A 20455-nucleotide genomic window follows, 5' to 3' on the forward strand; every position below is an offset into this window, starting at 1 on the left:
GACTTTCAGAGCACCTGGGCTGGATTCACAGAATGAACGACAGCGCGAACTACGTATCGCTCTTTCAGAAGAACGTGGGCGAACTGCGAAAATATCTGCTGGATCCATGGCCTCTTTCTGAAGAACGGCTTCAGGCACGGCGCAACTACGAGGAGATGCTGAAGAACCTGAAGCGTCGGGCGCTGGCCGCCCAGTGCGATCCCGACATGATCGAGCCTGACTTCACCGCCCTGCTGAACCGTTTCGTGAACCAGAATCTGGATGCCGAGACGTTCCTGCGTCAGCGCGACAGGGTTCAAGCTTATGAACGCGGCAGGGCCGACATGCAGGCAGCCATCCAAATGGGCGCAGTACCCGCCAGCTTTCAGGCATCTGCACATCATTCTCCCGCCATTCCCTCTCAGCCTGATACAATCGCCGCATGGCATGATCCAATGGCCCGTGAAGCCCGCATCACTCCGTCAGCGAGCGAGCCGGAAGTCCCCATCGACGTTCTCGAGGAGCCTGTTGCACATCCCCCTGCGCCAGAGGCCGATCCGCTCACCTTCTCTCAGGCGCTGCAGGAATACGTTGAAGAGGATGTGACGAATGGCGGCAACGCGGATGCCCGCTCAGCTATCCAACTGGTCGTACAGTTCCTGATCGACATCATGGATGATCCGGTCGTCGCCAGGTTTGACAAGCGCAAGGTGCTCGAGCTCGATCAGATGCTCCCCGACATTCCAAACAGGCGCAACGTTCCCAAAGAGCATGCACAAACACTGGCAGAGAGGTACCTCTATGCAAAGAAGCATGGATGGTCGCGCCTTGATCGGTTGACCGAAACACGGCTGCGCAACGGCTATCATAACGCCCTGTCGAAATTCTTTGACTGGCTGATTGAACGGGGACACTACCCTCACCCCAAGCCCGTGTTCAGCCATGTCAGTGAAAACAATCTCACCTCCCTGCCCCGGGACTCGTTCGATGACAGCGAAATCGCGAAAATCTTTTCGCAACCGCTCTTCACGGGATGCCAAAGCGACAAGCGGATATGGCAACCAGGAAAATATTTCATCCAGTCGCACCTTTACTGGGCCTACCTTCTGTTGCTTTTGACAGGCCTGCGGCCAGGCGAGCTGGGACAGCTGGAACTGAACGACATCGCGGAGCGAGACGGAATTCACTACCTCTACCTCAGAGGTTTTGACCCCTCCAAAGGCCGCGTGGCCAAGAAAGATGTGAAGCGTTTCAAGACCCCGTCGTCGCAGCGCGTCGTCCCCCTTCACCCACTGATCCTTGATCTGGGTCTCCTTGAACGGGTGGACGAGTTGAAGCAGCTTGGATGCCCCTATCTCTTCCCGGAATGGGAGCCCTATCCCAAGCCAAATGGCGAAATGCGCTGGGGGCAGCCGATCACAAAGAGCTGGCAGTATCTGAAGAAGAAAACAGGCATCGCCCGCAAGGAAGTGACACTCTATTCCACGCGGCACTGGTTCGCTGATCTGATCGACAACACCAAAATCAAGGACGTCACGCGAAAGCGCTTGATGGGACACTCACCGAAGTCGGACACCCCTGCTCGCTATGGCATGAAGCATCGCCTAACGACCCGAGACTTACAGCATTTCGAGCAGGCAGCGTCCCCCGCACTTGATGCGATAACGCCCATTCTTCTGGCCGCCAAGGAACGTGTGAATTGCGGTGATCTGGTGGTGCTGAAACCTTGGTTACAGCAGCAGAACTGGTCGGCATATTATCAAGAACGGTTGAGCGAATTAAAGTGACCCGCTTGCACAGAAACGAGCGGCGGGTGCGGTGTGAAGTAATCGACCCGATTTCTGAACTATGTTGGGAAGCTGCCTATTCACTTCTGGTTGGAGGAACTGGAAACGCAGCCATTAGATAGCCGCTCAACTCTGACGGAGCGCGCCTTCACCTCGGTCGTTCGCGTCTCCATTCCCGCGCGCTGAAAGCTGTCGGCCATCTCGACAACGCAAAAGTCTGGAACGGGCGGAGAGCGAACATTTGCTGCGGTCGGCACGAATGACCGTAGAGGGGCCGTATCCAGACAGTCCGGCCCTGGCGTGCTCGGCAGATAACTGCCGTTCAGCAAGCGACCTCAACTAAGCCATAGCTGAGCTACCTTAGGACATCCGCTAGCCGCCCTTGCGCGGGATGTGCCCGGCGGTCCAGAAATGCGATGCCTCGCGATGAAAAGATGGACGCGCGTTAACAGGGATTATCGCGGTGAGCCGATCATCCTTCGGACAAGGGACATTGTTCCTGTTTCTCCGTGATGGACCGGTCGTCTTAGGAACACTCGACCCGGAACAGGATCATGAGGAAGCGACGGCCGGCTTCAGAACCTGCTCGCAGAACATCCGGAAGCTTGTCGGCACGGTATTCTCCGAAGTGCGGAGCGTGGCGTTATCGATGCCTTCGTCCTTGGCGCGATACATGTCGACATAGCCTTGAGCGAACGACTCGCTTGCGCCGCGATCGAGAAACTGCTGCTTGAACCGATCGAACGAAATCTGCTGGTAGCGCACCTCGCGCCCGATAACGTCCGAAACAATTGCGGCCTGGTCATCGAACGACAGGTCTTTCGGCCCCAGCACCGGCACTTCCTCCTGACCATGCCATAAGGCGTTGCCGAGCAGGCGTGCGGCGACAGCAGCCATGTCGCGGGTCGCGGTGAGGGGCAGCTTCCGGTCGGGCCCGATCGGACCGAAGAACAAGCCCTCCTTCCCGATAGACACGGCCTGCCGGGCAGTGTTCTCCATGAAGGAAGGCATAGCCAGCCCGCGAAATGCGGCGCCGCTGGCCATCAGCATATCGTCCATCCGGATCGAAGCTGTGACCGGGCCGGCCCGATCCTGCCAGTGGGTGCCGCGCCCGAGCGCGGTGATGGAAACAACCCGCAGCACTCCATGGTGGCGGATCGCTTCCGCGGCAGGACGCGTGAATTCGATAAAGGCTTCCTCCAGCGTCTTTGCAGGGTCGGGCGGAGCGAGCCAGAACACGGCGTCGGCCCCTTCGAATGCGTGCCCGACGACCGAAGCGTCGCCATGAGATCCCTCGACGACTTCCGTACGATCTCGAATGGCGGCGGACGGCTTGGTGACGCCCCGCACTACAAGACGCAAGGATATGCTCACGTCGAGAAGGTTATTCACGACCTTACTTCCGATGTGGCTCGTGGGAGCGGTGACGACGATCATGACGATTCTCCGTAGAGGCGGATCGAGAGTTCGACATCGTTGGCGAACGACACCGAGAGGTAGCCGCTATCTGGCGATCGAACGCGCTCCAGATAGTGCGGGCAGAAATCGGAATTGTCTGCGACGATCAGCGCACCGGCGTGCAGCCGCGGGGCGACGAGGTCGAGAATGTTGGGATAGAGCGCCTTGGCGCCATCGAGCAGCAGTAGGTCCACACTGTAAGGCAGGTCGCGCGACAGCGTATCGAGCGCGTCGCCGTCCCGGAACTCGACGAGATCAGCGAGGCCTGCATCAGTGAGATTGATCCTGGCGCGCGCGATCTTAGAAGGCTCGACCTCGCTGGTCACGAGCCGGCCGCCGCCATTGTCGCGCAATGCGGATGCCAGGCAGATCGCAGACAGGTCGAACGAGGTGCCAAACTCGACAATCGACATGGCGCGCGACGACCGCGCCAGCATGTAGAGCAGTCACCGGTTCGGCGCGAGACTGCGAGCGGCACATACTTCATGCGGCCGTATTCGGCGTATTCGGTGCGGCTGCGGACCAGGCGCGCGCCAACAACCTCGTCGCGGCTGTTCAAGTTTTGCGGACGGAAGGAGCTGCCCGGTTCACCACTGCCCGAGTGGCGGAACGGGCGGGCGTGAGCGTGGGTTCGCTCTATCAGTACTTCCCGAACAAGGCGGCAATCCTGTTCCGCCTTCAGAGTGACGAATGGCACCGTACGAGCAAGTTGCTGCGCAGCATCCTGAAGAATAAAAGCCGGACGGCGCTGTGGGACGCGGCCCCGCTCTACCGCGATGCGCCCGAAGGCGACGCTGACTCAGGTGGGCAGCAGCTTCCCCGAGATCGAACGAACGGACGAGGAGATCGCGGCGTATGCGGACGCGATGGCGGATATGTTCTGCGCGTATCTGGTGTCGCTCTCGAACCATGCTGGCAATGGCGGAGACCGCCCTGCTTCGTCAGTCTCCCGAACCGGACGGTGAACTGGCCTGCCGCCGGTTTCGTGGACACCAGGATGAGGTGTTTGACGGAGCTGGAGAGTTGGAAGCGCATTGCAGCCGAGTGAGCGGCCCCTTGTCGAACGGCTGCACCCTTAGCTCCAGCGTCCAGAAGCGCTCAGGCAGGAAAGACCAAGATCGAGGGACGCTCAGAGGGAGGACGCCTCAGGCGTTTTGCTTCAAACCCGCGAACTCAAGGCGCTTTAGCGTCTTATCGACAAGTTCCGCCGCTCGCGCAATTTCGTCCTCGGTGGTCAGGCGCCCTAAACTAAACCGCAGTGCAGATCGCGCCTGGTCTTCGGTCAGACCGATGCCGCGCAATACGTGGGAGGGTTCCATGGTACCGGATGTACACGCTGAACCTGTCGAGATGGCCAAATCAGGTTGAAGCGCGCTCAGTATTTCCTCGGCCTCGAAACCGGGAAATCGTACATTCATGTTGCCCGGATGCCGTTCATCAATGGGAGCGCCATTCAAAACGATCTCATGGCCTAATTTCCGCAGCTCTTGCCACAGTTTCCGGGTTAAGGAGCGAACCGACGCCCGTTCATCCGGCACGCGTCCAAGCAGATCCGCGGCAGCGCCCATTCCAACACAAAGAGGGACCGGCAAGGTGCCGGACCGCAGACCGTTCTGCTGCCCCCCCCCGAACACCAGCGGTACGATCTGGCGCTGCAAATCACGCCGGATGAAAAGGCAACCAATTCCTTTTGGACCATACATCTTGTGCCCTGACAGGCTGATCATATCAGCATGCCGGCACGCATCGGACATATCACTGGCCAAAGGCATCTGTGCGCCGTCCAGATGGACCAAGACGCCAAAGCGCGATGCGAGACTGTAGATCTCTTTAAAATACTGGATAGTCCCGATTTCGCCGTTCACAGCCCCAATCGTCAAAAGCATAACTTGGTCGGATAGCAAGCTCTCCAGATGATCTAAATCCAATCTTCCGCAACGATCGACCTGGCATATTGTAAATTTAGAATCATATTCTTCCTTCATCACTCGGCACGGATCTAAGACGCTCTTATGCTCAATACTTGTCGTAACTATTATATTTCGTTTAGTCGTCGCAACATTGCCGCGCAAACCGAGTATCGCCAGATTGTTTGACTCTGTCGCTCCAGATGTAAAGATGATCTCGTCCGCATCGCAGCCAATCAGTTTCGCCAGCCTGTCCTGCGCCTCGCGAAAGGCAGCATCTGCTTCCCATCCAGCTGCGTGATTGGCCGCATGCGGATTCGCAAACGATTCGTGAAAAAACGGCAACATTTCCTGCAGAACGACCGGATCGACCGGCGTCGAGGCTTGATAGTCGAAATAGATCGTCCGTTCAGTTTTCATTTCTTTTCAATAAGTTAATCGCGACAACCGTTAATCAGCGCCAATTCTCAGCAGCAAACGAAAATCTGGCGGGTCGTTCCAGCTTTCCATTTGACCGTAGCACGGCAAAGAGGCTAAAGTCGAGCTGGACGAACCATCCAGTGAGGGACGATGTCTAAGGGGCCATTTTTCGAGGACGACTACAAGCCGCTATTTTCCGGCCATGAGACATTTCCACTGCGATATGGATGGCTCAAGAAAGTATATGATGCTGTCACCGAAGACGGCAAAGATATCGCAAGTAAGAACATCTTTTCGGATGCTAACTCTATTGCTCGTTTCGGCGTCGGCAAAAATATGGTCGCTTCGATGCGCTATTGGGCTGCTGCCTGCGGCATCATTGGTGATGCTTCCGCCAATCAGGTTTGCATCAGGCCGCTCGGGCATAAGTTATTCGGGAAGGACGGGCTTGACCCCTATATGGAGTCGCCGGCGACGCTGTGGACACTTCATTGGTGGCTTTGCGGGCGCGCGGACAGGACGACATGGTTTTGGGCGTTCAGCCATTTCTCTCACCTGACCTTCGAGCGTGAAACATTGGCCAAAGGGCTGCTTTCGATCGCCAACGACAGGGGGTGGCCGCGGGTATCGCCGGCTACTGTCAAGCGAGACGTCGAGTGTTTCGTGCGCACCTATGCCGCCAAGGCAGGGTCAACCCACCTCTCCCATGAAGACGCCCTTGAATCGCCGCTGACCGAACTCGGGCTGGTCCGCGCCACAGGAAAGAAGGACGGATTTCGGTTTGTGCGCGGCCCCAAGGCCACGCTTGGCGATGGCGTGTTCGCATATGCGCTGATTGATTTTTGGCAGCGATACGCGAACTCAAAGACCTTGTCGTTTGAAGCAATCGCGCATGCGCCCGGCTCTCCGGGGCGTGTATTTGCCTTGGATGAAGGCGACCTCGCAGACCGGCTTGCGGAGATCGAGGATGCGACAGACGGTCTTTTGCGGTGGTCGGAAACCGCCGGATTGAAACAAGTAATTCGCTCATCGGAACTGGATGTCGAAGCGGCCCTGGGCCTGGTGGACGCTGACTTCCGCGTGCGCGACCGAAGGAGGGCAGCGTAATGAGTCTTATCGAGCAGGCCTATATAGCCCCTCGTTTCCAGCGCGCCATCCGAATTGACGTAGACCTTGGCCAGCCGGAGTCGCTTGATGGTTTTATTTGTCCGCAGTCGTCCGTGGATGTTCTGTCGGCAATGGCAAGGCACGTGGACGAGACGAATCAGGGCGCGTTCACCTGGACTGGCCCCTATGGCAGCGGCAAGTCCAGCCTTGCTGTGGCGCTAAGCGCCCTGTTGGGCGCAGACAAAACCTTGCGCGCATTGGCGCTTTCCGGGATCAGGGAGCCTGCCGCAAGCGAAATACGGACCAGGTTCGGCGCTGGAGAGAAGGGCTGGCAGACGGTAGCTGCGGTCGGCCGCCGCGATGATGCCTCCCGTGTTATCGGAGAGGCGCTGGTTTCTGCAGGGCTTGCGCCAGGGCGCCGCAAGAATACGTGGGACGGACAATCCATTATCGATACCTTGGTCGAGGCTGCCGCCGACAAAAGCCGCGGCGGCGTAATCCTGTTTATCGACGAGATGGGCAAGCTCCTTGAAGGCGCTTCACAGGGCGAAGGCGATGTCTATCTGTTCCAGCAGCTCGCTGAAGCCGCATCGCGCAGCGAAGGGCGCCTGATCGTCGTCGGGGTTTTGCATCAGGCATTTGAAGAATACGCGAACCGCCTGTCGAGAGATTTCCGGGACGAGTGGTCTAAAGTTCAGGGCCGCTTTGTCGACCTTGTTGTGAACGCTGCCGGTGAAGAGCAGATTGATCTTATCTCACGGGCAATTTCGTCAGAAGCCCCGCCGAAGCCCCACGTTGCGCTTGCCGCGAGGGTCGCCAAAGAGGTCCAGTCCCGAAAGTCCGGGGTTTCGGAATTTCTCGATGCGGCGCTGTCCGATTGCTGGCCTCTCCACCCGATCACGGCTGCGTTGCTTGGGCCGATTTCAAGGCGCCGGTTCGGGCAGAACCAGCGCAGTATCTTTGGCTTTCTCAATTCGGCTGAACCGCATGGCTTCCAGGACTTTCTCCGGCGCGCGAATGACCGCGATCTCTATACGCCGGACCGCCTTTGGGACTACCTCCAGCTTAATCTGGAGCCTTCCATTCTTGCTTCTCCTGACGGTCACCGCTGGTCCATAGCGGTAGAGGCAATCGAACGATGCGAAGCTATCGGCGGGGACGCATCCCATATTGGTCTTCTGAAAGTCATTTCACTTGTCGATCTCTTCAAGGACCGTTCCGGCCTTGTCGCGAGTGAGGAGCTGCTGTCGGCAGCGTTCCCGCGCCTGTCCAAGACCGACCTGCGCTCAATGCTCAAACAGCTATCGAACTGGTCCCTTGTCGCCTACCGCAAATTCCTCGGCGGGTACGCGGTCTATGCCGGCAGCGACTTTGATATCGAAACCGCGACGGACCGCGCTCTTGGTGACATTGATGGCGTCGATTTCGAGCAGCTCCGTACTCTGGCGAGTCTTCAGCCGGTCATGGCAAAGCGCCACTATCACGAGACCGGCGCGCTGCGCTGGTTCGATGTCGAGATCGCACCGCTCGCCGATGTAATACGGACTGCTACGGAGTTTGAACCGGGGCCAAGCACGATTGGCCTGTTCCTCCTTGCTATACCTACCCTTGGCGAGAGCGAAGATGCCGCGAAAGAGTTGTGCAAACGCGCAGCGCGACTTTCGGGAAAGCACGATATAATCGTCGGGCTGTCTTCACGGTCATGGTCGATCAACAACCTCTCCCATGAACTACTCGCGCTTGAGCATGTCCGAAACGCCCACACCGAGCTGCAAGGAGACGCTGTAGCACGGCGTGAGATCAACGCTCGGATCGTGAGCCTGCAAGCCCAGCTTGAGCAAGAACTCCAGCGTGCCTTTGACGGCGCGCAATGGTTTCAGAAGCAGCACAGCCCCAAGCCGCTCATGCAGGACGAGCTGAACGGCCTCGCCTCTGATCTTGCCGACAAGCAATATCCGCTTTGCCCGGTGCTGAACAACGAATTGCTAAACCGTATCAAGCCCTCAACCAACGCGGTCGCTGGCCAGAACGCACTTCTTCGCAGAATGGTGGACAATGAAGGCCAGGAAAGGCTTGGAATTGCCGGCTACCCTGCCGAAGGCGGCATGTTCGAGTCCATTCTCAGCGACTCCGGTCTTTACGCTAAGATCGAGGATGGTTGGCGGTTTGTCCCGCCGCATCCGGAGTCAGACAAGGCGCGGCTCTGCCCTCTTTGGGACGCTACATCTGCCTATCTGCTTGAGCGGGAAGAACGGCCGATATCGCTAGCGGAAGTGTACGACCTTTGGCGTTCTGCGCCATTCGGGGTCAAGGACGGCATGATGCCCGTCTTGGCGGTCTCGTTTATCCTTTCAAACCGCAATGACGTAGCGCTCTACAGGCAAGGTGTTTTTCAGGCACGCTTTACCGATCTTGATGTGGACTATCTGGCGAAGGACGCACGCGATATCCAGCTCCGCTGGATGAATCTCAGTGATGTCGCACGGCGCCTGCTGTCCGGCCTCGCCACGATCGTCCGAGACCTTGATGATGCCAACAGTCTTCAAAATCTGGAACCTATCGATGTGGGTCGTGGCTTAATATCGATCTACACAAGCCTGCCGCACTGGACGCAACGAACCATGCGGCTGTCTGCGAACGCCATAAAAATCCGGGACTTGTTCAAACGGGCAAGGGACCCCAACCAGTTCATTTTCAACGACCTGCCACAACTCGCAGGTTCAGGCCACGACCTGGAATCTGATGACGGCTTTGAGCGCATTATCGGCCGCGTCCGCGACGCGCTCGAAGAAATGGTGCGGGCCTATCCGCAGATGCTTGAGCGGTTGGCGGACACCACACTCACCGAACTTCAAGTCCCTAACAGATCCTCCCAAGCGCTGGCCGACCTAAGGGCACGCGCCGAGAACGTCCGGGACCTTGGCGGCGACTTTGATCTCAATGCATTCGTCAACCGGCTATCGGAATATCAGGGCACCATCACCGACATCGAAGGCCTGGCGGGCTTTGTTGTAAGCAAGCCATCTAGGAGCTGGATCGACAGTGATCTGGACAAGGCATCGGTCCGGCTTGCCGAATTCGCCCAGCGTTTCAATAAATCGGAGGCCTTTGCGCGTGTTAAGGGCCGGCCCGACAAGCGTCATGCCATGGCAGTCGTTGTCGGTATCGGGGGCCGTCCCGCTCCGCTCGTTGACGAGTTCGATGTTAGTGATGCCGACCTTGAAAGCGTCTGGGCGGTCGTGACCGATCTACGAAAGGCCCTGGAGAAGCAACAAGGCGCACGGAAATCGGTAGTCCTGGCCGCATTGGCAGAAATTTCCGCAGAAATCATCCGCGACGAGGGCACCGAAAAGACAGGGCACGAAAAGGCGGTAGCGCAATGACGGGGCAGGAAAGGCATGTACTCGGACTTTCCGGGGGGCGCGACAGCGCGGCATTGGCCGTCTATATGCGCCACTATCATCCCGAAATCGAAGTTGAGTATTTCTTCACCGACACGGGCAAGGAGTTACCCGAAGTCTATGAGTTCTTGGGCCGGCTTGAGGGGGCGCTCGGAAAGCCGATTAAAAGGCTAAATCCCGACAGGGATTTTGATTTCTGGCTCAAGCAGTACAATTCCTTCCTGCCCTCCGCGCAGACGCGCTGGTGCACGAGGCAGCTCAAGCTCCGCCCGTTTGAGATGTGGATCAAGCCGATGCTGGCGGAAGGAACGAAAGTTTACTCCTACGTCGCCATTCGCAGTGACGAGGAGTACCGCGAAGGCTATACGTCAAAGCACGAGAATCTCACCGTGCGCCTCCCCTTCAAGGAAGCGGGTATCGACAAGGCAGGCGTTCTTGAACTGCTTGACTCGTCGGGGCTAGGGCTTCCGAAATATTATAGCTGGCGCACGCGCAGCGGCTGCACGTTCTGCTTTTTCCAGCAGAAGATCGAGTGGGTCAGATTGCGCGAGCAGCATCCCGAAGCATTTGAAGAAGCCAAACGATATGAGAAGACCGCGCTCGACGGCGGGTCTCCGTTCACTTGGAGCCAAGGGGAGTCACTTGACGACTTGGAACAGCCGGAGCGCATAAAGCAAATCAAGGCCGATCACGCCGAGCGTGTTAGAAGATCGAAGGCCGGAGTCATCGTCAATCCGCTTCGGCCCGACGATGATCCGCTCGACATCGACGACCTCTATGGACAGGCCAAGGCATGTCTCGCGTGCCACAAGTAGTCAATTAAGCCACGGCCAAAGATAGTCCCAGTTCAGATTTCCGATATTCTTGCCGCGGGCCTCGATCACATCCTTGGTCCATTTATCGACGTCCCGAAGCGGATCAAGCAGGGAAAGGCGCTCGCCGCTCTTCAGCAGCTCGGCCGTCTTCTTTGAAAAACTGATACCGAGCGCCGTTGCCTCGTCGATCCGTTTTTGCTGATCGGACGGCGTCGTTTCTGTCAGAGCGAGATAGAACGCCCGCTTCTTGCTCCAGCTATCATTGCCGATCGCCGAGTTTTCCTTCTTCGGCAGCAGGCATAGATTGCCGATGGAGTGACGTAAAATGTTGTTCTTGTATATGTCGCTGTCCCAGCCGCTCTTGCGATCGCTGTCCGGGGCGACATGCTCGACGGTCTCGTATAGCTCGCTGCGCCACGTCTTGAAATTGAGAAAGTCGTTCGTGTGGGAGCTGATTTTTATGCCCGCCTTGTCCCAGCAACCTGGTCCGGCTGTAGAAGGCGCCGCCTGATGCGCCGCTACGAGCATCATAAAGCGGACCAGTTCGCGGGATTGTTGGTAGAGCGGGTTATCGACCACCTGCCCTACCCATCCGTCCTTGCCAGTGATCTTGTATTTCCCGCTCGATAGCAGTGTCCTGAACGCAGTTTTCAGTTCATCTATGGTGAGAAGCTTGTTGGCGTGATCAACGCCGGCGTAAAGGCCAAACTTCTTGCTCGATCCCGAGCCTACCGCAGGCGCCATGATTGCACGGAAGTCAGAATCGATACCTGACGTCCCGCCTGATGCCGCGCGGCGTATCATGAGAAATGCTGTTAACGCCTTGAGGACGTTCACAAAGTCCGCCTCGCCGTTCGTCTTTAGATCGGCGCGCCAGTACCGCGCTAGTATCGGCAACGCCAACTTCGTCTTCATGTCCCTGATTACCGACATGAGGAGCTGGGCCTGATCGAGCGTCGACGGTGAATGGAAGCGGGCCAGTTCTTCAATGCCTTCGTGAGTCCAGTAATAGCTTCTAAACTCCGCCATATCGGCCAGTGAAGCCACGAAGCTCTCCGCTCGCTGTCCCGATATTGCCGTCGCCTTGTCGTATCTTGTCCGTAGAAAATTTCGCTGTGCTGCCAGGTTCTCAGGCAGCTTCGTGCCATCGAGAAGCAGGGCGAAACTAACGACCAGGTCCTTCGTTTCGGATTGTTTCCTGGAGGTTTCGACGTACTTGTTGTCTATAGCCGCCGTTATCCGCTCGATGGCTGCTTCGGATGCAGAGCCGCTAAACCCACTTCGCGCCTTCTCATATGCTATGACCCGTGGCTTGAGGGTTTCCAGCGCCGTCAAAGGCTCGCCGGTCGTATTCAGCGCATCGAATATATCAAAAGCAGCGCTCTCATCGGCGGTCTTTACGCGCGTTAGGACAATACAGTTCGAAAAGTAAGATCCGAACAGAAGCGTCCTCACTAACGGATGGCAGTCCTCTGTCTTTCCGACCTGCGCTAGCGCCTTGTCCCGCGTGGACATATCAGCGATTAAGTCGTCGAGCCGCTGAAACAGGCCTTTATAGCCTTCCCGTGCGACATCATCGATAGACACCTGCTCACACTCAGTATCTTCATACCATTCGGCATCATTCAAGCCCGCAACGAGACCTTTTATGTGCTGATAGTTTAGCGCGAGCTTTTTTGCGTGCACGCCGCTCCCTAGCGCCGGTGGGACGAATTCGACATCGTCTCGATCGACGTAGTCGGAAAACGCGTCCAAAAACCTGGCAAGCGGAGAGCGAAATTCAGAGGTGGTTTTCGAACGGCCACGGCTGTCTTCCGCCCGTATGATCCGGGGAAAGGGGAATGTCTTTCTACCGCGGATGTTTTGCAGGCCGATCGCGCTGACGAACAGCTCTTCGAGGCGCGCATCCACTTCTGCCTCAAGCCAGCTTTTCACCTGCTGATCTAACGGCAAAGTTTGGAGCTTCTCGGCATGCTGCCGGATGCTCTCTGTCAGTGCGCATGCAAGAAGAGTCAGAGTCGTTAGTCGCTGTTGTCCATCTACGACAGCAACCGACGTCCCGGCGAAGTCCGGCTCATTTGTGCCCTCTTCGACAAGGATCAACGTGCCCAAGAATGTAAATGCGTCGGCATTCGGGCTTGTCCCAAGCCGGAAAAACCCGCTCAGGCAATCGCAAAGCAGGCGGTTAATGTTGTCCTGCGACCAGTCATACTGACGCTGGTACTCGGGAATTCTAAATCCAATGCCGCCATTGTACAGCATGGCAGTTTCGGATGGGCTTGCAGCTTTTGCTTCAAATAGATTTTTAATACTCTTCATCATCAGTTATTATATCATATGTTCAAGATCATAATTTCTAAGAGCCGGCGACAGAACTTCATAGGCCTCTGACCTGTTCTCGGATAGTGAGGAGAATTCTGCCACGCGCCCAAGCTCCGATTTTATCAGCCGCTTGGCATATTCGGAATCGGTCTCGTAATCTTGCGGGAGCACGACAACAAAGTCGTGTATCGTGGCCAATTCCTTTCCCGGAGAACGCCGCAAAATCCTGCCGCGGCGCTGGACGAACTGGCGCGGATCGCGCGAGCTGGCCAGGATATAGGCCGTGCTACAGGCCGGCACATCGATGCCCTCGTCGAGGCAGCGGATTGCCACCATCGCGTCAATGATGCCGATCCGGAAATTCTCCAGAATGGAGTCTCTCTCTTTTCGGGATTCGCGCGAGGTAAAGCGCGACACATCCCAACCTCGACGGTGAAGTAACGTACTGACTGCTTCAACCTGTCTTTGACCTTGCGCGACGCTTTCGGATTCGGATTCGTTGTCGAGTTCTTCGTCGAATTCGACCGTGCCGTCGCCGCAATAGAAGAGTGTGTGCGGACACGGCTTGACGGCTTCGATTGCCTTGTCGAGCGCAGCCATTTTGTTCGCGGCCGATCCCACCAATCTTGCCCGTCTCATCAGCATGGCGGTCAGTTGTGGATTGGATGCGATACCTTTCGCGCCGTCCTGCCGCGCCATGATGCGCCCGATCTGCTCTGACACATCGACAAACTCGTCTGCCTCGGCTTCCGTCAGTTCGACTAGACGCGGGTAGTACATATAAGGCGTAAGCACCTTGTCGGTGATCGCTTGTTTCAGTGTGTAGCGCGATACGATTTCACCATAGTAGTCGGCGAGTCGCTCATTGCGTTCTTCGTCAAGATAGTGTTCGGGCGTCGCAGACAAGCCAATCCGAAAGCGTGCATGCTCGGGCAAAAATCCTTCATAGGCTTTCGAGGTGTGGTGATGGCACTCATCACCGATCCATAGAAGGCGATTTCCGTTGATCTGCTTGATGCACTCCTGAAACTCCGGGCCTTTGAGAGTCCGATTCACAACGACGATTGCTGCGAATTTTCGGCTGCCCATAACTAACTCGTGAACGACGTTCCGAAGCTTTTCCAGCCAGTTCGCCCGCGAAACATAGCAGCGGACCGGATAGATATTGAACGATGAGAGAATATCGCCCCACTGGTCGGCGAGGTTCTGATACGGCACGGCGATGACGCAGGCGAGGCCGTCAACACGCTCTGACAGCTTCACGATTGCATGGATGGAGGTGATCGTCTTGCCGGCGCCGGTGGCCAGATCGAACGTTCCCTGAAAATCGCCCTTGGCCTTCCATGCATCAAGTGCCGCGATCTGGTGCGGTAGCATCTTGAAGGGCCGCCCGTTGATGGTGGTAGGCTCTTTCGGTTTCGAAGATGTCGTGCTGGTTGTACCTTGGATCCTGTCGCGCACACGCGCTGCAATCGCAGCCTCGATCTCAGGATCGGGCGTATAGGTCAGCGACCTTGCCGTCGAGATCAGCTTTTCGTTGACGGCAGTCGGTATGTCGATGACGGCAGTTGCCCGACTTTCATTGCGCCAAAGCCGCTCGAAGCTCTCGATATGCGGTTTGTAGTAGGCCTCTAGCTCAGGCCGCCAGTTTGGAAAAACATTGATCGACTCGTAGTTGAATGTCGGCAGCAGCGCATGCGTGCTTTCGTTGGCCGATCCCGCGAATACGAGTTTGTCACCGGCCGTATCACCAATAATGCCGATCTTGTCGTGAAACATGCCGCGCTCGCGAAGTGCGATTTTGACTTCTAGCCTCCCGTGCGCCACTAGCCACGCCAGCGTTTCAAAGCGGTTCTGGAAAAGGTCGTCGCTGACATTGACAATGTGACCGAGCAGTTCCGCGCCAATCTTCTCCGATATGTCTTTCTGCCTGTGGCCTTCCTTAATGGCCTCGATGTCCTGCGCATCGGAGAACGCGCCGAGGATCAGACGTATCTGCCCGCCGTTCTTGACAAAGACCGACAAAGCCTGGGCGGCGTAACTTATGGTCGATGCCGAAAAATACCCGACTGCACGGTCAAAATGATTAGCGACCGAGAGCGCAGGAAAATAGAAGTCCTCCAGTATGTTATCGAGATCGGACTTGTAGACACCCTGATATTGCAGATCACGCAACATCTAGAAGGTGATCCCTTCTATGTCAGGTTCGGACTCGTCGATATTGAGATAGCCGCTCTTCTTGAGTAGCTCCAGAATATCCCGATCTGGATATTCGCCGCCGCTGCGTAGCATGGCGTCCCGGACGATTTGAAAGCCGCCGTTAGCGTACTCTTCGAAGATTTTCGCACAGCGGCCTTCCTCGCCATCCTTCAGGATTTCAGGGTCTTTCGTTTCCGCAAGCGCGATGAGGTAGATGAGGTCCTCTGCATCCCCTCTTTCAAATTGCTGGTAGGAGACGTCTTCTGTGCCGGTGTTGGGATCGAGTGGCAATCGGCGCCCCTCCGAATAGCCAAGTAGCGCGGCGAAACACAAAAGCTCACGAATCGTTGAGAAGAGAGTTCTGTCGGTTCCGGGGAGCTTGGTAATAGCTAGGCGCTGGACCATGTCCTCATGGACCCGGCTTCGATTTATGTTCGGTGCCCTGCTGCTCATGCTGCTGCCACCTTTACGATTTCCGTGCCGTCATAGTCCGAGTCGAACACAGCAGTGCGGTACTCCTCACCCTTAAAATACCGGCTTTCCGGTTTTCTTTCGCCGATAGGGTCACGATTGTGGCGCACGAGCAGGTATTCCGCGCCGATATGGTTTTGCAGCGCGGACAACACCTCTTCTGAGCCTTGCGACCGCGAGAGCAGCAACACCACCTGTCGCGACATTTTGGGGATAAACTCGGCCGTCGTGTGGCGATACGATTCGTCAAGCTGGCCGAATGGTGAGTCGAGCACTAGCGGCGCAATCGTTCCGGGCAGCAGCTTGTAATCCTGCGCGTTTTCTCGGATTTTAGCGAACTCGACGAGCGCGGCGGTAAAGGCCAATCCGAGAAGTTGGTTTTCACCGCTGGATTTGGGTAACGTTATTCCATCGGAATTGACCAAACTGATGCCGTAGTCGTCCGACATACACAAATTCAGCGCCTTTCGCGTCGTAGCTTCGAGAATTTTCTTTATGCCCGCGCGCAACACCTTCCTGGCAAGGTTTTCTTCCTCGACAAGTTGCAGCTCCAACGTGCCCTTTATGGATTCACAAAGATTGCGCCTCTTGGCGTAGATGGCAGTTTGGTTGTCCTGCTGTGCAAGCGCATTGATATCGCGATCAATTTGCGCTCTTTCGCGTTCAGCATTGCTGATACCGGTGCCAAAGGCGCCTATGCTCCGGTCGATTTCGGAAAGTTCCTTACGCAATCCTTCCCGCCGTTCCTCGCGCGCGGCAATATCGCCAAAATTGATGCCTTTCAGCTTGTCGTGAATCTCGCCAAGTTGCGCTTCAATGCTTGCAAATTCTTCGTTTGCTTCTGCAAGGCGCCCTTTCGCGCGCACCAACCTGTTAGGTGCTTTCGCGCGCTCTGACTTGAGACTGCTCAGGCGGCCGCGAACCTTGGCTATCCGGTCGCGCATAACCTGATTTGCGGCCCGTTCGAGCAATTTTGCAACCTTCTTTGCGGCTTCGCTACCAGGTGTCAGATGAGCACCGCATATACAGGTCTCGGCTTCGAGAACATCCTTTACGAACTCCTCGTTATAGGGAGACGGGATGCGGCCGCGATGGGATTCGTCGTTCAGGAAGTCGAAAGTCTCTTCCGTGATCTTTTTGGACACGATGAAGCGGCCGTTCTCGCCAAGCCACTTATAGACCTCGTCCGAGGCCTCTTTCTGTCTCTTTTCAACACGCCGCATTTGCTCGGTCAGCCTTTCACGACTGCGCTGCAATTCCTTCGCTGCTGCGGTGTTGCGGAGCTTCGTGTCGATATCGCCTATTTGCTCTTCCGTGAGCCGCCGCGATTTTTCAAGACGAGCGATTTCCTCCCTGGCCGCATCGATCTGCGAACCGAGGGCGTCCATGCGGTTGTTGAGTTCTTCGATTTTCTTCGTCGCAGGCGTTGATGGGATTTGTTTACGAAACTGGCTTGAGATTGCCTGCAGGTCATCAATGGCCGTCTCGATCAGCGAGCATCCTAGGATGTCTCTCACGGCACCGCGAATCGATGCGCGGTTCTTCTCACCGAGGAAAACCTCCGCATGCTCGCCGTCGAACAGGAAATGGGCGGCCATATCACGCGGAATAACGGTATTGATAAAGGTATCGGGCGAAGAGATATCGACCTGGCCGCCCCGGTCGAACCGCGCTACGACAAAGGTGCGCCCGTCATCGGAAGCGTTGCCCCCGCGAAAGAACCGCTTGGCGATATAGTGGCTGCCATTGTGTTCGAACAGTACCTCAACCATGGCGAGGGACCGCCCCTCCTTCTTGGCATCATAGTTAAGGATGTCTTCCTTCTTTTCGAACCTGCTCGTCGTTTCCCCGTAGAAGCACCAAAGGAGTGCGTTCAGCAAAGTCGTTTTGCCGACCCCATTTTCCGCATATATGAGTGTGACGTTCTTGTCCTTGTTAGTCGAGAACTCAATCTTGCATTCGCCGTAAAAACAACGGAAATCTTGCAATCTTATCTCATCAAGTATCATCGCCACTACCCTTTGCAGCGGTGTGGCGCTCAATAATTTCACGCATTTTTCGCTGACGTTCTGTCTTTACGTTGCGCTTTTCAAAGAAATAAGATCGTTCAAGTGTAATTATTTCTCTGATGATCGGTTCATACTCGCCCTGAGAATCGTCGTATTCTTGCACTTCGCCCCTCCCGCCCATTCTTCTCCGATTGAAGATTGCAGACGACCGTATAAAATGCAACCAGTTTGGAATCCTTGATCTTACCGGAAAATACCCCCTTGAATGCAGGTCCCATGCGCGCGGCAGGGTCCTGTTATTGTAAACGGTCGGTCAGTTTGGGCCAGGGGTCACAGGTAGAGCGATCGCCGCAAGCAGATGCCCAGCAGACAGTGCAACGCGGTCAAGCTCCGTGAATTTGACCAGCCTGACTAGGACCTCCTGAAGCATCGACGTACATTGGAAGTACCAGCAACAACGAATTGAAGCGGGATGATGTGGGAAGACAGGACCATCGGCGATCTGATACAGTACGACTTTATGGGTGAAATCGTCACGCAGAACGCGCTATCGCCGTAAACCGTACCGTTACCAGATCATGAAATGCCTTCCAGCCCGATTTGCCTAAGGAATGGCGAAATCTTTGAGGGCTTCCACGCTCATCCCATCGCGAGCGACCGTACATTTTGAGTATCTTCTCACCGAACAGTGCGTTTGCCGGCTGCTGCATCAATGTCCGCTCATGGGCAACCGCGAAGGTTTGTTGAACGGCTTGAATGGGGCGCAAAGCGGACATACATTTGTTGTCCGCTAATCGGCAGCTAAGGGCCGTATGCGGAAGAAATTGGCTATCTCACGCTACAGCTGACCGCTAATCGCCTTCATGTTCCTTAGGTGGACGGCGATTGAACCAAAGCTTATTCAGTCGTGATCGTAGTAGGTCGCCGGCGGGGCGCCCCGTTTCGATCATGGCAGCCGTCAGGTCTGGCTTCCGGGCAATTATCTGTTCGACATCATGAATCCGTGACAGGACAGCAGCGTCTGCGGGCGTAATATCGCGCGCGCTGAACAGCAACCCGATAGCATCGCTCTCACCCTTCGAGCGAGACATGATGAGACTCGCGCGGTCTTCCAGGGCGGCGATCAAATCATCCTGAGCCCGCCGCACCATCCACGCATCGACTTCAGATCTCAACGCATTCCTCGCAAATGCCCCAGTTCTTTCTTCCAGCCGGGCGATGCGGTGCTCCAAGGCCCTAATGATACTCCCATGGAGGCCGTCTGCGGCTAGTTGGAGATCCAAGCTCCAATCTGCCATGAGCATTTTCTCGGCGTAACCCTTCAGGGTGTTGTTCCCTAGGAGAGCGGCGGCGCCGATCGCTGGACCAAGGATGAGCGCACCGGCGGGACCGATCGCAACCAGGCCGAACCACGTCCCGGCATTGCCGCCTGCGAAGGTGAGCAAGCCGCGCGAGGCGCCATCGAGAATGAGCCAGGCTGGCAGGTCGGAGACAGGGACTCTTCCCCTGGCGACCTCAATGCCACCGCGAAGCACGCCCACGGAAAGTGCGAATTGCAGAACGTCCGGGTCAGCCAGATCGGCAGCATGACCGAGTGTCTCTGCGATCTGCTCTTCGATCATGGTAATTTCGAAACCGGGAAGGGTCGTCACCAGATGCGCCCATGGCGCGCCGCTTGCCATGGCCTCCTCTGCAAGGGCGGCATTGGCGATCACCGGGATGTCCGGGTATTTCTCGAAATGCTCGGTCAGGTTCGATAGCGCCGTCCCGCATTTGACTTGGACCGGCATCCCGTCGACGATGAGGTCAAGACCGGGTGTATTGCTCGCCTCGGCAAGGCGGACGTTGTGGCCGTCGGCGATCAGCTTGTCCATGACCAGTCGCTCGGCCGTGTAGCCTCGCAGCGACCATCCAGCACCCGCAGTAATGAAGTCAGCGGCATTGCAGGCGAAGGCCATAGGGTCGCCGATATCCTCGGAGCGAGAGAAATCGGCTGCTTCCATGACGTTGGGGTCGAGCGCTGCGGCATGCCAGAGCATTTCGCCGGCGGTCAGACCCAATGTGACGACCGCATCCGGGAAATCAGTGATCATCTTCTTCGAAGACCAAGGCTCCGGAGGCCGTCCCGCTGGTGCCGGAAGTGGCCCTGCTAAACGACCGGTGATCTCGGCAACGCATTGGCGCATGTCTGCGCGATCCTTCGCGGGCATCCAATCGAAAGAACCGGTCGGTTCCCGGTCCAACTTGCGCATGTCGGTGAGGAATTGATCCAGACCGGTTTCTCGTCGCTGCGCGCCTTGTGCTGCCATAAGTACCCCAAGACGGGCGGCCAACTGGCTGCGGACTACCCGTGACCCACGCCCCATTCCAAGCCATGCAAGGCCGGCTACGCCCACGAAGACGGTCACAGGGCTGATGAGTGTCGCTAGAAGCGAGACCAAGGTAGGGCCACTGACCAGAGTGTCAACGGCGGAGTAAAAGTCGGCCATTGGGCGGCGCAAAAGTAGTCCACTTTGCGCTGCAAGCGGGGAACGTCGGGAGGGCGTAGCCCGACCAGAGTTTCCCGCTTGCAGCGTCGGC

The 20455-nt window shown here is 56.7% G+C and carries 12 protein-coding genes and 2 pseudogenes; 5 read left to right on the forward strand and 9 right to left on the reverse strand.

Translation table 11 applies throughout. The features are described from left to right. Window positions 1–32: 32 nt before the first annotated feature. Window positions 33–1766, forward strand: a complete 1734-nt coding sequence (locus JYP46_RS12705; RefSeq protein WP_206548286.1) for a site-specific integrase — start codon at window positions 33–35, stop codon at window positions 1764–1766. 552 nt (window positions 1767–2318) lie between these two features. Here the strand turns inward: JYP46_RS12705 and JYP46_RS12710 are convergent. Together JYP46_RS12710 and JYP46_RS12715 are read right to left on the reverse strand one after the other, a co-directional pair. Then, window positions 2319–3203 (reverse strand): NAD(P)H-binding protein, encoded by an 885-nt coding sequence (locus JYP46_RS12710; protein ID WP_206548287.1) that lies wholly within the window; start codon window positions 3201–3203, stop codon window positions 2319–2321. Beyond that, a pseudogene (locus JYP46_RS12715) lies at window positions 3200–3783 on the reverse strand (O-methyltransferase). Before JYP46_RS12715 ends, JYP46_RS12710 begins: the two are co-directional and overlap by 4 nt. On the opposite strand from JYP46_RS12715, the pseudogene JYP46_RS12720 reads away from it, so the two are divergent. Beyond that, window positions 3703–4189, forward strand: a pseudogene (locus tag JYP46_RS12720) (TetR/AcrR family transcriptional regulator). The pseudogenes JYP46_RS12715 and JYP46_RS12720 sit on opposite strands and share 81 nt — an antisense overlap. Before the next feature lie 180 nt (window positions 4190–4369). Here the strand turns inward: JYP46_RS12720 and JYP46_RS12725 are convergent. Then, window positions 4370–5551, reverse strand: a complete 1182-nt coding sequence (locus JYP46_RS12725) for a cysteine desulfurase family protein (protein WP_206548288.1) — start codon at window positions 5549–5551, stop codon at window positions 4370–4372. Window positions 5552–5701: 150 nt separating this feature from the next. On the opposite strand from JYP46_RS12725, the gene JYP46_RS12730 reads away from it, so the two are divergent. The 3 genes from JYP46_RS12730 to JYP46_RS12740 are packed head-to-tail and all read left to right on the forward strand — an operon-like array spanning window position 5702 to window position 10874. Further along, window positions 5702–6658, forward strand: coding sequence for a DUF4007 family protein (locus JYP46_RS12730; RefSeq protein ID WP_206548289.1), 957 nt, complete (start codon window positions 5702–5704; stop codon window positions 6656–6658). Further along, complete coding sequence (locus tag JYP46_RS12735) at window positions 6658–10041, forward strand: ATP-binding protein (RefSeq protein WP_206548290.1); 3384 nt, start codon at window positions 6658–6660, stop codon at window positions 10039–10041. The genes JYP46_RS12730 and JYP46_RS12735 overlap by 1 nt, the downstream gene beginning before the upstream one ends. Continuing rightward, entirely contained in the window at window positions 10038–10874 is an 837-nt protein-coding gene (locus JYP46_RS12740) for a phosphoadenosine phosphosulfate reductase family protein (RefSeq protein WP_206548291.1), read from the forward strand. The genes JYP46_RS12735 and JYP46_RS12740 overlap by 4 nt, the downstream gene beginning before the upstream one ends. Here the strand turns inward: JYP46_RS12740 and JYP46_RS12745 are convergent, their stop codons facing one another. The 6 genes from JYP46_RS12745 to JYP46_RS12770 all read right to left on the reverse strand — a co-directional run bounded on the left by JYP46_RS12745 (window position 10875) and on the right by JYP46_RS12770 (window position 20184). Next, window positions 10875–13196: a GmrSD restriction endonuclease domain-containing protein gene (locus JYP46_RS12745; RefSeq protein ID WP_206548292.1), complete on the reverse strand. Its 2322-nt coding sequence runs from the start codon at window positions 13194–13196 to the stop codon at window positions 10875–10877. Window positions 13197–13202: 6 nt separating this feature from the next. Further along, window positions 13203–15374 (reverse strand): DEAD/DEAH box helicase family protein, encoded by a 2172-nt coding sequence (locus JYP46_RS12750; RefSeq protein ID WP_206548293.1) that lies wholly within the window; start codon window positions 15372–15374, stop codon window positions 13203–13205. After that, a complete protein-coding gene (locus JYP46_RS12755; protein ID WP_206548294.1) occupies window positions 15375–15848 on the reverse strand; it encodes a DNA phosphorothioation-associated protein 4 in 474 nt (157 codons plus the stop codon). Next, window positions 15845–17875 (reverse strand): AAA family ATPase, encoded by a 2031-nt coding sequence (locus JYP46_RS12760; protein ID WP_206548295.1) that lies wholly within the window; start codon window positions 17873–17875, stop codon window positions 15845–15847. Before JYP46_RS12760 ends, JYP46_RS12755 begins: the two co-directional genes overlap by 4 nt. Next, window positions 17865–18038, reverse strand: coding sequence for a hypothetical protein (locus JYP46_RS12765; protein ID WP_206548296.1), 174 nt, complete (start codon window positions 18036–18038; stop codon window positions 17865–17867). The genes JYP46_RS12760 and JYP46_RS12765 overlap by 11 nt, the downstream gene beginning before the upstream one ends. Before the next feature lie 688 nt (window positions 18039–18726). Next, window positions 18727–20184 carry a hypothetical protein gene (locus tag JYP46_RS12770; protein ID WP_206548297.1) on the reverse strand — a complete coding sequence of 486 codons (1458 nt, stop codon included), beginning with the start codon at window positions 20182–20184 and terminating at the stop codon, window positions 18727–18729. Window positions 20185–20455 lie beyond the last annotated feature (271 nt).

The organism is Nitratireductor aquimarinus, assembly GCF_017255295.1.
Classification (GTDB): domain Bacteria; phylum Pseudomonadota; class Alphaproteobacteria; order Rhizobiales; family Rhizobiaceae; genus Nitratireductor; species Nitratireductor aquimarinus.

Coding starts and splice junctions, on each gene's coding strand:
- JYP46_RS12730 (WP_206548289.1), top strand. CDS start 5,702: ATGTCTAAGGGGCCATTTTTCGAGGACGACTACAAGCCGCTATTTTCC.
- JYP46_RS12745 (WP_206548292.1), bottom strand. CDS start 13,196: ATGATGAAGAGTATTAAAAATCTATTTGAAGCAAAAGCTGCAAGCCCA.
- JYP46_RS12760 (WP_206548295.1), bottom strand. CDS start 17,875: ATGATACTTGATGAGATAAGATTGCAAGATTTCCGTTGTTTTTACGGC.
- JYP46_RS12725 (WP_206548288.1), bottom strand. CDS start 5,551: ATGAAAACTGAACGGACGATCTATTTCGACTATCAAGCCTCGACGCCG.
- JYP46_RS12740 (WP_206548291.1), top strand. CDS start 10,038: ATGACGGGGCAGGAAAGGCATGTACTCGGACTTTCCGGGGGGCGCGAC.
- JYP46_RS12710 (WP_206548287.1), bottom strand. CDS start 3,203: ATGATCGTCGTCACCGCTCCCACGAGCCACATCGGAAGTAAGGTCGTG.
- JYP46_RS12735 (WP_206548290.1), top strand. CDS start 6,658: ATGAGTCTTATCGAGCAGGCCTATATAGCCCCTCGTTTCCAGCGCGCC.
- JYP46_RS12755 (WP_206548294.1), bottom strand. CDS start 15,848: ATGAGCAGCAGGGCACCGAACATAAATCGAAGCCGGGTCCATGAGGAC.
- JYP46_RS12770 (WP_206548297.1), bottom strand. CDS start 20,184: ATGGCAGCACAAGGCGCGCAGCGACGAGAAACCGGTCTGGATCAATTC.
- JYP46_RS12705 (WP_206548286.1), top strand. CDS start 33: ATGAACGACAGCGCGAACTACGTATCGCTCTTTCAGAAGAACGTGGGC.
- JYP46_RS12750 (WP_206548293.1), bottom strand. CDS start 15,374: ATGTTGCGTGATCTGCAATATCAGGGTGTCTACAAGTCCGATCTCGAT.